Consider the following 14005-nt stretch of genomic DNA (forward strand, 5'->3'; position numbering starts at 1 on the left):
CGGTGGGCAGTCGGGGGGGGGGGGGGGGGGGGGCCCCGCGCGCGGCAACCCGCCCCGGGGGGGCGGGCGGGGGGCCCGCCGGGCCCCCGCGCGCCCCGCCGCCCCGGTCGACCGGGCCCGCCATGGCAGGCATCCTGTCGTGCAGCCTGCCGTGGACGAAGCGGAAGGTGCGTCCGCCGGGCCGCGGCCGCTGGACGGCGACCGGCGTCAGTACTCGTGGTGGGGGTCGTGGCTGAACACGCTCGCGGCGGCCCGCCGATCGTGTTCCGCGGTGACGGCGGAGCTGAGGACCCCCCTTGCGGGGCAGCGCCCTTCCCCGCCTGAGGCTCATGCCGCACACCGGCCCGCCCTCGGCCTCCGCCCACGCCGGGGGCGTACGGGCTGCGTCCCGAGTGCGACGACCGCGACGGACAGGAGGGCGACTGGCGGCGCCCCCACGGCGCCGGACTCCACGCCACGGCCAAGGCGGTCGACCCCGGCAGGCTTGTGCCGGTCCCCTCCGGCACAAAACTTCCAGTTGCTGGAAACTTCTAGTAGAAGTATATTCGCTCGCATGCAAGAGTCGCGGCGGGAGCGGAAGAAGCGGGAGACCCGGCAGCGCATTGTGTCGGCGGCCATGGCCCTGTTCGAGGAGCAGGGCTATGAGCAGACCACCGTGACGCAGATCGCCGCGGCGGCGGACGTCGATCCCAAGACGTTCTTCAACTACTTCCGCACCAAGGACGAAGTGCTCTTCGTCGACATGGAGCGGGACTTCGACGTGCTGGTCGGAGCCATCGCGGACCGCCGCCCCGAGGAGGGCCCCGGCGAGGTGCTGGCCAGGGCGGTCGAGCGCTACGCCGCCCACCGCCGGCCCAAGATCCCCGCCAAGGAGGCCGCGGAGCTGTCCGGCGTGACCCGGCTGGCCCTGACCACGCCCGCGCTCCAGGCCAAGGGGCTCTACCTGATGCTCGACCTTCAGCAGCGCGTCGCGGGCGAGCTGCTGAAGGCGTTCCCCGCCCTCGACCCGATCACCGCGGCCGCGATGATCGGGGCCCTGATGGGCGCGATCCAGCAGGCGGGCCTGGCCAGCGTCCAGCTCGGCCGGTCCCAGGAGGAGTTGTGGGAGGCCGGCCGGCACGGCGTCGAGATCGCCATGCGCGGCCTGCGCTCGGTGCCGCCGCCCACCCCGAACCCTTGAGAGACAGGAGCGACGATCATGGGGGAAAGCATCCGGCGGCTGGCCCGCGACATGCGGCGCGCCGTACGGGAAGGCCCGGAGGCGATCACGTGGCGGCGGCGGGCCCGCCTGGCCGAGCTGGTGGCCCATGCCCGCGCCCGATCGCCTCTCTACCGCGAGCTCTACCACGACCTGCCGGACGGGATCGACGACCCGCAGCTGCTCCCGGTCACCGACAAGAAGACGCTGATGGCCCGCTTCGACGACTGGGCCACCGACCGCGAGGTGACCCGTGAGCGGGTCGAGGCGTTCGTGGCCGATCCCGGTCTCGTGGGCCACCGGTTCCTCGGCCGTTACCTGGTCACCACGACCACCGGCACCAGCGGGCAGCGCGGCCTGTTCGTGCAGGACGACCGGTGCCTGGCCGTGCACACCGCCACCGGGTTGCGCACCGGCGCCGGACTGTCGGCCCGCGACGTCCTGCGCACCCTCGCCCGCGCCGGCCGCACCGCCATCGTCACGGCGCCCCGGGGCCACTTCGCCACCCTCGCCGGGCCGGCACGGGCGGCCCTGGAACGGCCGTGGCTCGGCCGGTTGATGCGGGTCATCCCGACCGACCAGTCGACGGAGGAGATGGTCGACGAGCTCAACCGGTTCGATCCGGCCAGCGTCGCCGGTTTCGTCGGGCTGCTCACGCTGCTGGCAGGTGAGCAGGAGGCCGGCCGGTTGCGCATCCGCCCGGCGCTCGTCATCCCCGGCGGCGAGACGCTGAGCCCGCAGACCCGGGAACGCCTGGCGGCCGCGTTCGGGGCGAAGGTCCGCGCCGCCTACGCCTGTGGCGAGTGCGGCTTCCTCACCGCCGGCTGCCGGGAGGGCTGGTACCACGTCAACAGCGACTGGGTCGTCCTGGAGCCGGTCGACGCCGACCATCGGCCGGTGCCGCCCGGGCGGCTCTCGCACACCGTCCTGATCAGCAACCTCGCCAACCGGGTCCAGCCGATCCTGCGCTACGACCTCGGCGACAGCGTCCTGATGCGTCCCGGCCCCTGCCCGTGCGGCAACCCGCTCCCGGCCGTCCAGGTGCAGGGGCGCGCGGCCGACCTGCTCACCTTTCCCACCGAGCGCGGCGAGCGCGTCGGCATCTCGCCCATGTCCTTCAGCACCGCGCTGGCCGTTCCCGGCATGGAACAGTTCCAGCTCGTCCAGACCGCGCCCACCGTCCTGCGGGTACGCCTGCGGGCCGCCGGCGGCGCCGACCCGGACCGCGTCTGGCAGGCCGCCCGCGACCGGATCGTCCACCTGCTCACCGAGCACAAGGCCGGTCACGTGACGGTCGAGCGCGCGCAGGAGCCGCCGGAGCAGTCGGCCGGCGGGAAGTACCGCAAGATCATCCCGCTGCCGCAGCCCTGACGAGCTCCGGCCTCTCCGCCCAACCGGACGGACAGCTGTCGGCGACCGGCCGCCGGACCTCGACAGCGGACGGGCGGGTCAGATCCAGCCCTTGCGGGCCGCGTACAGGGCGAGCTGGAAGCGGGTGACGGTCCCCGCGCGCTGGTTGAGCTGCTCCAGATTGCGAGACAGGGTGCGGCGGCTGATGCCCAGCAGCTGTGCGATGGTGTCGTCGGTGACGCCGGTTCCAAGCAGCTCCAGGATCCGTATCTGGAGCGGCCGCAATGCGGCCGGAACGCGGGCGCTCAGGTGCATCGGGAACGCCGAGCGCCATGAGGTCTCGAAGAGCCCGGCCAGCGCGGACAGCAGGCTGGAGGGGCGTACCACCAGCAGCGAGTCGTTGACCTCCGCCTCGACGAACGACATCGAGACGATCGCCAGCCGCCGGTCGAACACGGTGAGCTTGACCGGGACGGTCGGCAGCACGCGGGCCTGCTCGCCCGCCGCGATGCAGGGCCGGATGTTGGCGGCGTAGTAGAGGCCGTTCTCCACGGCGGACCTGGCATAGACGACCCTGTACTCCACGCCGCGCTCCAGGTTGCGCACCTCGGTGGGGTTGGCCCCCACGCGGACGTGGTACGGCGGCGAGTCGAAGCGCAGCACCTGCGACTCCACGGCGCCTTCGATGTGGTGGATCCGCTCGACGATGCCAGGCCCGGTCACCACCTCGACGAGGTCGTCGGTGGCCTGCGGGCGCACCGAACGCCGGTAGTCCCGGTAGGCGTTGACCGCCGAGGTGTGGGCCTGCCACAGCTCGGCCGACCTGGCGTGGGACAGGTGGTCCAGCGCGATGGTGGGCTCCACCGGCGTGGCCTCCAGCCGTCCAGGTCCGCCGGCGGCGGCCAGGCCCAGGTCGACAAGGCGGCCGAGGGCGCACTCGGCCTCGCCGGGCTTCCAGCCGAGATGGTCGGCCAGGTCCGCGGCGCTGGTACGGCCGGTGTGCAGCATGGCCAGGTAGACCTCGGCCTCCGGCTGCGCCAACCCTAGACGGCGCAGGTGCGTCGGCAGGTCGTCGTCGCTCATGAGGGTCCCTTCACGTCCGGTTGACGTGGCCGGACAAATCCTGTCATGCGGGGGTTCGATGACGCAGGACCCACTTATTCCCGGCGGCGGCCGGCCCCCGGGGGACGAGCGCGCCCATTCCGGCCACTGGCGACAGGTCGCCACCATCCGGCTCCGAACGGGAGTACACCGGACACGACCCGCCCCCCACTACTCACCGGAGCCGTCATGCATCCTCGTGCCCGCCTGCCCGTCCTGGCCGCCCTGGCGGCGGTCGCGCTCCACGTCCTCCCGGCGCCGCCCGCGTACGCGGCCGATCCGGAACCACCCGCCCGCGTTCGCGCCATGCCGGATGCCATCACCGGCCAGTACATCGTGGTCCTCAAGAACACGGCCCCCTCCGTACGAGAGGAGGCCGGTCAGGTCGCCCGGGACCACGGTGCCGGGATCCGGCGCGTCTACCACACGGTTCTCCAGGGCTACGCCGCCGAGATGTCTGCCGACCAGGCCGCCCGCACCGCCCGCGACCCGCGCGTGGCCTACGTCGAGCAGGACGCCGAGCACCACGGCTCCGACACCCAGACCGACCCCCCATCATGGGGCCTGGACCGCGTCGACCAGCGCAACCTCCCCCTCGACCACGGCTACACCTACACCACTCTGGCGAGCGGCGTCACCGTCTACGTCCTCGACAGCGGCCTGCGTACCACCCACACCCAGTTCCAGGGCCGCGCGAGCATCGGTGTGGACGAGGTCGGCGACGGCCGTGCCGGGCAGGACTGCCTCGGCCACGGCACCCACGTCGCCGGGACGGTCGGCGGCAAGGACTACGGCGTGGCCAAAGGCGTCCGGCTCGTCGCCGTACGTGTACTTGACTGCGACGACTCGGCCGCCACCTCGTCCATCATCGCCGCGGCGGACTGGATCACCGGGCACGCCGTCAGGCCCGCCGTGGTCAACATGAGCATCAACGGCCCGGTGAGCCGGAGCGAAGACACCGCGATCAACAGATCCATCGCCGCAGGCGTCACCTGGGTCGTCTCGTCCGGCAACAAGAACGCCGACGCCTGCGGCAACTCCCCTGGTGACATCGCCGCCGCGATCGTGGTGAACAACTCCGACTCCACCGACACCCGCCGCTCCGACTCCAACTACGGCTCCTGCACCGACCTGTTCGCCCCCGGCACCGGCATAACGTCGGCCTGGAAGAGCGGCGACACAGCCACCAACACGATCACCGGGACCTCGATGGCGGCCCCGCACGTCACCGGCGCCGCGGCCCTGTGGCTCTCGGCCCATTCCACCGCCTCTCCCGCCGATGTGCAGGCCGCGCTCGTCGCCGCCGCCACCTCCGGCAAGATCCGGAAGCCGGGCCGCAACACCCCCAACCTCCTCCTCCACACCCTCGCCCAGCCCTGACCCCCAACCCCACAAGGAGGTCCTACGATGCACCCCCGCATCGGCGTCCTGGCCCGCGTGCCGGCTCTGGCGCTCCTGGCCGCGCTCACGCTCACCGCCCCACCGTCAGCGGACGCCGCCATGAGCTCCGCCTCGGCCACCACTGCGACCGTCCCGCAGTTCGACCATGTGGTCGTCGTCATGTTCGAGAACAAGAACTACTCGACCATCAAGGGCGGCTCCTCCGCCCCCTACCTCAACTCCCTGGCCTCGCAGGGAACGTTGTTCACCAGCTCGTTCGGGATCACCCATCCCAGCCAGCCGAACTACATCGCCCTGTTCTCCGGTTCCCAGCAGGGCGTCACCAACGACGACTGCCCCAAGTCGCTGAGCGGCGGCAACCTCGGGCAGCAGCTGCTGAACGCCGGCCGTACGTTCAAGGCCTACTCCGAGGGCCTGCCCAGCGCCGGATACATCGGCTGCAGCAGCGGCAAGTACCGGCGCAAGCACGCCCCCTGGGCGGACTTCCCCACGGTGAGCGGCTCGGCGTACCACGTGGCGTACTCCGCCTTCCCCACCGACTACAGCAAGCTGCCGACGGTCTCGTTCGTCATCCCCGACATGTGCAACGACATGCATGACTGCTCGGTCGGCACCGGCGACTCCTGGACCAAGGACAAGCTCGACGGGTACGCGCAGTGGGCCAAGACACACAACAGCCTGCTCATCGCCACCTTCGACGAGGACAACTTCACCTCCGTCAACCAGATCTACACCGTCTTCGCCGGCGCCCACGTCAAGGCCGGCTACCAGTCCGGCACCCAGATCAACCACTACAACGTGCTGCGCACCATCGAGGACATGTACGGCCTGCCCGCGCTCGGCAACGCGGCCGGCAAGTCCCCGATCACCGACGCCTGGACCACCTCCACCCCCGGGACCACGGTCTTCTCCGACGACTTCGAGTCAGACAAGGGCTGGCAGGTCGACGCGTCCGGAACGGACACGGCGACCGCGGGACAGTTCGAGCGCGGCGTGCCACAGCAGACCACGTCCACCTACAGCGACCAGGTCAAGCAGCTGACCGCGGCCTCCGGCTCCCACGCCCTGACCACGGGCGCGGCAGCCGGCGCCGCCTACGGCGACAACGACCTGGACGGCGGCACCACCACCGTTGCCTCCCCGCAGATCACCCTGCCCACCACCGGCCCGCTGACCCTGCGCCTGTCCTACAACCTGGCCCACGGTGACAATTCCGGTGCCGACGACCACCTGCGGATCGGCATCGCGGGCGGTCCCACCCTGGTCGACCGGACCGGCGCCGCCAGCGAGGCGGCGGGGGCATGGCAGGGCGCCACCGCCGACCTGTCCGCATACGCCGGCACCACGGTCCGGCTGTCGCTGGAGGCCGCCGACGCCGGCACCGCCAGCCTCTTCGAAGCCGAGATCGACGACCTGTCCATCACTCAGGGCTAGTCCGAGCAGGCCCCCGCCGCCCGCCCGGCGGGGGCCTTTCCCCACCGCCACCGAGGAGGCGAACCAGGCCGTGTACCTGTCCACCATCGACCGGCCACCCCGGGGCCGCGCGGGCCGGGGCCTGCGCGGCACCATCGGCGCGGTCGGCACCAACGTCCTTGCGCTCGGAACCGTGAGCCTGCTCACCGACGTCTCCACCGAGATGGTCACCGCCGTCCTCCCGCTCTACTTCGTACTCACCCTGCACCTCAGCCCCGCCGCCTATGGCCTGATGGACGGCCTCCACACCGGCGCAACCGCCCTGCTGCGACTGGCCGGCGGCTACATCGCCGACCGTCTACGCAAGCGCAAGGCCGTCGCCGCCGCCGGATACGGCATCTCCGCGCTGGCCAAGCTGGGCCTGCTGGCCGCAGGCGCCTCGATGCCCGCGCTCGGCGCCGTCATCGTCGCCGACCGGGCGGGAAAGGGACTGCGAACCGCGCCGCGCGACGCGCTCATCAGCCTGTCGGTTCCCGAGCCGCTGCTCGGCCGGGCCTTCGGCATCCACCGGGCGATGGACAGCATGGGCGCGTTCGCGGGGCCGCTGGCCGCGCTCGGCGTCCTGGCGGCCGTCGGGGCGGCCACCCCGGCCGCGTTCGACGCGTTGTTCCTGACCAGCTTCTACGTCGCCGTCGCCGGATTGCTGGTACTGGCCGCCTTCGCCCGCGACCGCCGTGACAGGCGGCCCGCAGCCTTCCCCGTTACCCTCCGCGCCGCCGGCGGCCTGCTGCGGGCCGCCGGGGTCCGCAGGCTGCTCTACGCCGCCGGCCTGCTGGGACTGGCCACCATCGGCGACGGCTTCGTCTACCTGCTCCTGATGGGACGCCAGTCCATGCCGACCGGCTGGTTCCCGCTCCTGGCGGTGGGCACCAACCTCGTCTACCTGCTCCTGGCCGCGCCCTTCGGCGCCCTGGCCGACCGGTACGGCCGCCGCACGGTCCTGCTGACCGGGTACACCGCGCTCCTGGCCGTCTATCTGCTGCTGTGCAGCGCCCTGCCGGCCACCCTCGTGACCGTGGCCGCGCTCTGCTGTTACGGCGCCTTCTACGCCGCGACCGACGGCGTGCTGATGGCGCTGGCCGGTCCGCTCCTGCCCGCGGACCTGCGTACCACCGGCCTGGCCTGCGTACAGACCGTGCAGGCCCTGGCCTACCTCGCCTCCTCCCTGGCCTTCGGGCTCGCCTGGACGAGCTGGGGAAGCACCGCGGCGATCGGGGCCGCGGCGGTCGCCGTCGCCGTGGCCGCCGCCGTCACGGCGGCTCTCCTGGCGGGGCGCGCGCGAGCGGGGGCGGCGGCGTGACCGGCCGGGGTCTGCGCCTGGTGTCCGGACTCGCCGGACTCGTCCTTCTGGCGGCCATGTCCATCGTGATCGCGAGAGTCGCCGGGTCGTCCGCGGGGGCGGCGACGGCCGGCGAACTCTCGCTGGTTCCGGGGCCACGGCTGGTGGCGCGCAGCACAGCCGACGACAGCGCCGGGCGGCTGGTGTCCGTCACGGCGGACGACCCCGGCGGTGCGCGCGTGGTCTCGCCGGTGTCGTGCACAAGGGTGTACGCGTCCGGCGGCACCGGGCTGTGCCTGCGCCTCGACCCCGGGCTGACGACGTACCAGCTCGCGGTCCTGGACCCACGGCTCCGGACGGTCAGGGAGATCCCCCTGGTCGGCGTGCCCAACCGGGCCAGGGTCTCGCCCAGCGGCCGGCTGGTGACCTGGACGGTCTTCGTCACCGGCGACTCCTACAACGGCGGCCGTTTCTCCACCCGCGTCGGCATCCTCGACACCCGTACCCAGGAGCTGATCCCCACCCTGGAGGACTGGCCGGTCACCGTGGACGGAAGGCCGTACCGGGCCAGGGACCTCAACTTCTGGGGCGTCACCTTCACCTCCGACGACCGCCGCTTCTACGCGACCATGTCCACCGCCGGACACCGCTACCTGGTGCTCGGCGACCTCGACAGCCACCGCCTGCGGGCCCTGATGGACAACGTCGAGTGCCCCTCGCTCTCCCCCGACGGCACCCGGATCGCCTTCAAGTCCGCGCTCGGCGGCGATCCCGCCCGTGGCTGGCGCCTGTCGGTACTGGACCTGGCCACCGGCCGGATCACCCCGCTCGCCGAATCGCGCAGTGTTGACGACCAAGCCGCCTGGATCGACGAGCGGACCGTCGCCTACGCCGTCTCCAGGGGGCGGGAGCATGCCGACGTCTGGAGGGTTCCCGCCGACGGCACCGGCAGCCCGGGGATTCTCATCCCCGACGCGACCTCTCCCGCCGCCCTCGGCGGCGTCATCGGCCCGGAGGCCCAGTGATCAGCGCGTTCGACCTCTTCAGCACCGGCATCGGCCCCTCCAGCTCGCACGCCCTTGGACCGATGCGCGCCGCCCGCCTCTTCGCCACCGGCCTGGCCGACTCGGGAACGCCGGGCCGAGTCTCCTCCGTGCGGATCGACCCGTTCGGGTCGCCGGCCGCCACCGGGCTCCTCCGCGAGGGCGCCTGAGACCGGCCGGCCCGGCGGCCGGCGTCGCGCCGCCGATCGCGACGTCGCCCTCCCCGGAGCATCAGAAGTCGTCGGAGGCTCGGCGGTGAGTGCCTGCGCCGCGGACGCCGCAAGGTCGAGACGCGTGCGCGGCTTCCGTCGGTCCACTGAGTGGACCGAAGATTGCCCGTCGCCGTTCGTCACCAACAATATGGACCCGTAAAGGGGAGATTACTGTCTGTGACAGACCGAAGGTCGAGCAATCGGACGGCAGGCGCTCCAGCCTTAAGGCCCGGCGTCCGACCGTCGTCGACGCGACACCCAGATCCGGCGGCGGCGATCAGGCCGTTCACGAAGGGAAGACCACGATGAGCATCCGATCGGCGAGTGTCTTGTCACGAGCCCTGATCGCAGCGGTGGTGGCGGGCGCTGTGACGATGGCGCCGGGCCTGACCGGCACGAGCCGTGCCCTGGCCGCGGCCGACCCGACGTGCGGGAGCTGGATCTCCAGTCTCGTCTTCCCCGGTCTGTCGGCCCGAGCCTGCATCTGGGGGACCGGTGCCGCCTGGAAGCAGGCCCAGACGGAGGTCTTCAACGGCACGGGTTTCTCGGTGGAGGTCGAGAACCTCACCGCCCGCCTGGAGTCTCTTCCCGCGGACGCCCGCTGCGTCAACATCAGCCTCCAGAACGGGCAGACGGCGTTCTGCGGCACCCGCAGCGTGCCTGACAACAACCCCTTCCAGTTCGACCGTGCCCTGGGATCCGCCCAGGTCACAGATCTGGTCAGGCGGGAGCAGTTCTCCTTCGAGTCCCCCTTCGTGGGCTGAGCGGGCCCACGATCGGCCGGACGGTCCTGCTGCAGGCGGGTCCACGCCGGGAGGCGTCGTGGACTCGGTGTTCTTCGGTTCCATCACGTGGGCCAGGTTCTGCCACGGCCTCCACGTCGATCTCGATCGTGGCTCGGGCGTGGTGATCGCGGAGCGCTGCAGGAGGCGCGCATCGCCGATGGGGGAGTCGCCTCCTGGTCGTAGCGCGGCCAGGTGGCCGCCACCGTCAAGATGCTCCCAGGACGCTTCAGTGCGGCGAACACGACCAGCTCATCCACGTCCCCGCGCGCAGGCCGAATTCCGAGCCGCCCACGTCAGCGCACGGCATCGACCGTGGATGCGGTCGCGCCCAGGGGAAGCACAGCCTAACCACGGTGATCGAGCACGCCGCGCCATCGGTGGCATGCCGGGACCGTCTCGGTGGTGGTCTCGACGGCGCCCCGCATGCCGTGGTGACACCGGCGATGCGAGTGGTGTGGACGGCCCCCAGGACGGCGGTGCCGATGCCGGCTCCGGCGGAGGCCAAGCCGGTGATCGTTCCGGCGACCATGCCGGCTCGCCGCTTGTCGGTGACGTTCATGGCGACGGCCATGACCGGTGCGCCGGCGATCCCCCAGACAAGCAGAGGGATTGTCAGGAGCCAAGGGGTGACGGTCGGGGTGAACGCCAGTGCCAGCGCGGTGGCGCCCACCGCCTTGCACGCGTAACCGCCCGCGATGACGTAGCCGGGGGGGGAACCGGCTCAGGAGCTTTCCTCCGAGCATGCCCGCCGCCATCTGGGCGAGGAAGACGGGTGTCAGCAGCAGGCCGCTCTGTGTGGGGTTCAGGTGCAACGACCACTGAAAGTACTGCACGAAGTAGACCGTGCCGCCGATGGTCAGAACGCGGGAGACGAAGACCGCCAGGGCGGCGCCGGCGAAGGCGGGCTTGCGGAACAGGGCGACGTCCAGCGTGGGCGCACCGCCCCGGCTCTGGAGAAGAAGGAAGGCCACGAACAGGACGACCGCGATCGCGAGCTGCGTCAGCGTCGCCGCCGATCCCCAGCCCTGGTCCTCTCCACGTAGCAGGGCCAGGTTGATCAGGGCGAGTGAGGTGATCAGCAGTGCGGTGCCCGTCCAGTCGATCCGGCCCTGCCGGGCGGAGGCCGAGCTGTCGGGGGGAAGGGTGCGCAGGCAGAGCACGAAGGCGACCGCACCGATCGGGACGTTGATCAGGAAGATCGCGCGCCAGCCGAGCGTGTCGACGAGTGTGCCGCCCAGCAGGGGGGGCGATCAGGCCGGCCGCGGTCGCCGCGCTTCCCCAGGTGGAGATGGCCAGGTTGCGCCTCGTGTTCGGGGACACGCCCGGCGCCTTCATCGGGGCCTACTTCGGGGTGCTGACCCTGCCGAACGTCTCCGGCCTCGACGGCGAGCTCATCATGCACGTCGGCGTCGGCCGTACCGTCGGCGTCTACGGCGCGCGTCACCTCGACGGAGCGCGGGCGTTGTTCCTGTTCCGGAGCGCGTACGAGCTGGACTGCCATCACCACGACGTGCACCGTCAGAAGAAGCTGCTGCGCGGGGCGTTCGACGGCATGCACCCGGCCGTGGACCGCTGGCTGGACGAGCTGGACCGCAGCGCGGCGTTCTACTTCGACTCGATCAGCCAGCTCCGCATGGACTCCTGGTCGCGGGGGAGGGTGACGCTCGTGGGCGACGCGGGTTACAGCCCCGGCCCGGCCGTCGGCGGCAGTACCAGCTTGGCCGTGGTCGGCGCGTACGTCCTGGCGGGGGAGCTGGCGCGGGCGGGCGGCGACCACGAGCGCGCCTTCCCCGCCTACGAGCGGGCGATGGCCGAGCACGTGCGCGGCAGCCGCGAGGCCGCGCTCAGCGCGGCGAAGACTCTGATCCCCACCTCACGACTCGGGGTGGCGGGACTGGCGCAGGGAGCTCGGCTGATCTCCGGCCTGCCGTCCGGGATCGGCCGCGCCCTCCTCCGCCTCGCCACGAAGAGCGCGCGCCTCCACAACTCCATGACCGTCGAGGACTACCCGTGCCCTCCATCACGGGCCCCGCTCGGGTAACCGCTGTTCGTCGGCGAACCGGGGAATTCGCCCAGCGGGAGGGCGTACGAAAGCGCATATGACGCGGTTACCGTGACGAGCGGACCAGCCGCGTCGCGTCCGAGGCCGGAGTCCGTGGAGCCGCTACGTCCCAGTCGACGAACACCACCACGCGTGACCCCGGCGACATGGAATGAGCAGCATGACGACCTCTCCCGGGCCACGCTCGTCGGCCGAGATTCGCGCCCACCTCAAAGACCATCTCAACCAGGCGCTTCGCCGGCCCGGCATGTTCGGCGGCGAGACAGCCCTGCGCCTCCTGTTCGATCACCTGGCCTACGCCGAGCACCAGGAGACGGAGTGGGCGCGGGCATTGCAGTCCCTGAAAGCGCGGGGCGCCTTCAACGGCCTCGGTGTGACCGGAGCGCTCGCCACCGTCCTGCCTGCCCTGACCTCGGCCTCAAGGCTCTCTAGGGGCACAGCGCAGAGGTCAGCAGGGTCATGGCCGCCTGATGAGGGTCGCCGGAGAACGGGGTGATCGACAATGTGACCTGTCGCGAACCGTCGGCTGAGTTGAACGCCACCGTGAGATAGCCCGGGGCACCGCCGCCGTGGCCGAACGCAGTGCCGCACGGCAGAGGCGCCAGCTCCAGCCCCAGCCCATACCCGCCGGTCGTGCCGGGATCCTTCATCTCCTTCAGCAGACCGGAGCGGAGCAGCTTGCCCTGGAACAGGCCGCGGTAGAACCGGTTGATGTCCCCGGTGGTGGAGATGATCTCGCCCGCCGCACCGGCCATCGTGGGATCGAACCGTGTGACGTCAACGGGGACGACCTTGCCGCCCCTGGTGACCGGCACATATGCGTGGGCGTGCGGGCCGTACACCTCCGGTGAGGCTCCCGGCACGCGGGTGTGCCGCAGGCCGAGCGGCCGCAGGATCCGCTCCCTGATCTCTGTCGCGTACGGCCTGCCGGTGACCCTCTCGATCAGCATGCCGAGCACGATGTAGTTGGTGTTGGAGTACCTGTACTCAGACCCGGGTGGGAAGTCACGCGGGAGTTTCTCGGCTCTTTCCACCAGCTCTCGTGCCGACCAGGTGCGGTAGCGCTCCTTGGGGATGCCCGCCTCGTCCATCATGCCTGTCGAGTACTCGGGAAGGCCGCTGGTGTTCTGGAGGAGGTGCCTGATCGTGATGTCGGCGCCCCTGTCCACGAGCGCCGGCAGCCACTGCTCCACACTGTCGGACAGGTGCAGCCTTCCCTCTCCCGCCAGTTGAAGCACCGCGGTCGCCGTGAACGACTTGGTCACGCTCCCGGCCCGGAAGCGCCCGTCCACCGGGGCCGGCCGGGCATTGTTCATCTTCGCCTTGCCGCTGGCGGCTCGCCAGGTCTTGTCCCCGTCGCGAACCTCGGCGATCGCGGCGACCGCACCGCCTGCGACGACCTTGTCCAGCATCGCCTGCAAACTCGGCCGACCGCTCGGGCTCGCGTCTGCCGCCGCGGTGGCGGTCACGGCAGGCGTCGCCGGCAACGACACGGCCAAGCACGCCACGACGGCCGCGCTGATGCGTCTTCCCCTCACGTTGCTCCTCCGATTCACGGAGTCCGGCTCTCGGCCTCCGCCGTATCAAGATCTGACACGAGAGGGCGGTACGGCGTCGGAGTCCTCCCCTACGGAAACCCTGATTCCACACCGACGATCTCCGACTTGGGAAGGACGCCTGTACTGGCCTTCAGGCCAACCTCGGCCATTGACGAGTAGGCGGCCCCCAGTTCTCCGGCGTGCGTCCATGACTGCTCGGTCGCAGATGGCTGGCCCCCAGGCGCTCTCGATCATCGTGAAGCCGCGCGGGCCGGACCGTCAGCTTCGAAGGAGCTCAGAGGACACGCCGCGGGTCGGCCGGCGCGATGACCGGACGGCCCTTCGCCTGGAGCCGGGCGATTACGCCAGTCATGATCACCTGCCGTGCGTCCGAGCTCAGAAGCGTGTCGCGCGACCTAGAAGGCTTGCCAGAGCGCCAGGCCGCTGAACGGCCGACACTGGCGGGCCTCCATCAATGACGAGTGCAGGCACGCCTCGGATCCCCTCTGGGCGGCGCGGCGTTCATCGGCTCGAACTTCACCGGTGAACGCGTCGCCGCTCAA

At 71.4% G+C, this 14005-nt stretch carries 12 protein-coding genes; 9 read left to right on the forward strand and 3 right to left on the reverse strand.

What is annotated here, in order from left to right; all coding sequences use genetic code 11:
• The first annotated feature begins 553 nt into the window (after window positions 1-553).
• Both ABZ444_RS18075 and ABZ444_RS18080 read left to right on the forward strand, forming a co-directional pair.
• Complete coding sequence (locus ABZ444_RS18075; RefSeq protein WP_357997643.1) at window positions 554-1180, forward strand: TetR/AcrR family transcriptional regulator; 627 nt, start codon at window positions 554-556, stop codon at window positions 1178-1180.
• 18 nt (window positions 1181-1198) lie between these two features.
• Window positions 1199-2569, forward strand: a complete 1371-nt coding sequence (locus tag ABZ444_RS18080; protein WP_357997646.1) for a hypothetical protein — start codon at window positions 1199-1201, stop codon at window positions 2567-2569.
• Window positions 2570-2647: 78 nt separating this feature from the next.
• Here the strand turns inward: ABZ444_RS18080 and ABZ444_RS18085 are convergent, their stop codons facing one another.
• Window positions 2648-3631, reverse strand: a complete 984-nt coding sequence (locus tag ABZ444_RS18085) for a hypothetical protein (RefSeq protein ID WP_357997649.1) — start codon at window positions 3629-3631, stop codon at window positions 2648-2650.
• A 207-nt stretch (window positions 3632-3838) separates the two neighbouring features.
• On the opposite strand from ABZ444_RS18085, the gene ABZ444_RS18090 reads away from it, so the two are divergent.
• The 6 genes from ABZ444_RS18090 to ABZ444_RS18115 all read left to right on the forward strand — a co-directional run bounded on the left by ABZ444_RS18090 (window position 3839) and on the right by ABZ444_RS18115 (window position 9821).
• The gene (locus tag ABZ444_RS18090) at window positions 3839-5029 is read left to right on the forward strand and encodes a S8 family peptidase (RefSeq protein WP_357997652.1); all 1191 of its coding nucleotides are present in this window, start codon (window positions 3839-3841) and stop codon (window positions 5027-5029) included.
• 27 nt (window positions 5030-5056) lie between these two features.
• Window positions 5057-6484 carry an alkaline phosphatase family protein gene (locus ABZ444_RS18095; protein WP_357997655.1) on the forward strand — a complete coding sequence of 476 codons (1428 nt, stop codon included), beginning with the start codon at window positions 5057-5059 and terminating at the stop codon, window positions 6482-6484.
• Window positions 6485-6554: 70 nt separating this feature from the next.
• Window positions 6555-7823, forward strand: a complete 1269-nt coding sequence (locus ABZ444_RS18100) for an MFS transporter (RefSeq protein WP_357997658.1) — start codon at window positions 6555-6557, stop codon at window positions 7821-7823.
• Complete coding sequence (locus ABZ444_RS18105; protein WP_357997661.1) at window positions 7820-8827, forward strand: hypothetical protein; 1008 nt, start codon at window positions 7820-7822, stop codon at window positions 8825-8827. The genes ABZ444_RS18100 and ABZ444_RS18105 overlap by 4 nt, the downstream gene beginning before the upstream one ends.
• Window positions 8824-9015, forward strand: a complete 192-nt coding sequence (locus tag ABZ444_RS18110) for a serine dehydratase beta chain (RefSeq protein WP_357997665.1) — start codon at window positions 8824-8826, stop codon at window positions 9013-9015. The genes ABZ444_RS18105 and ABZ444_RS18110 overlap by 4 nt, the downstream gene beginning before the upstream one ends.
• 410 nt (window positions 9016-9425) lie before the next feature.
• Window positions 9426-9821: a hypothetical protein gene (locus ABZ444_RS18115; RefSeq protein ID WP_357997669.1), complete on the forward strand. Its 396-nt coding sequence runs from the start codon at window positions 9426-9428 to the stop codon at window positions 9819-9821.
• Between the two features lie 365 nt (window positions 9822-10186).
• Here ABZ444_RS18115 and ABZ444_RS18120 read toward each other — a convergent pair whose 3' ends face one another.
• Entirely contained in the window at window positions 10187-11083 is an 897-nt protein-coding gene (locus ABZ444_RS18120) for an MFS transporter (RefSeq protein WP_357998112.1), read from the reverse strand.
• 47 nt (window positions 11084-11130) lie between these two features.
• Here ABZ444_RS18120 and ABZ444_RS18125 point away from each other — a divergent pair, with 47 nt between their 5' ends.
• Window positions 11131-11883, forward strand: a complete 753-nt coding sequence (locus tag ABZ444_RS18125; protein ID WP_357997672.1) for a hypothetical protein — start codon at window positions 11131-11133, stop codon at window positions 11881-11883.
• A 449-nt stretch (window positions 11884-12332) separates the two neighbouring features.
• On the opposite strand, the gene ABZ444_RS18130 is transcribed toward ABZ444_RS18125, so the two are convergent.
• The gene (locus ABZ444_RS18130; RefSeq protein ID WP_357997675.1) at window positions 12333-13316 is read right to left on the reverse strand and encodes a serine hydrolase domain-containing protein; all 984 of its coding nucleotides are present in this window, start codon (window positions 13314-13316) and stop codon (window positions 12333-12335) included.
• Between the last annotated feature and the right edge of the window lie 689 nt (window positions 13317-14005).

Source organism: Nonomuraea sp. NPDC005730 (assembly GCF_040630865.1).
Classification (GTDB): Bacteria; Actinomycetota; Actinomycetes; order Streptosporangiales; family Streptosporangiaceae; genus Nonomuraea.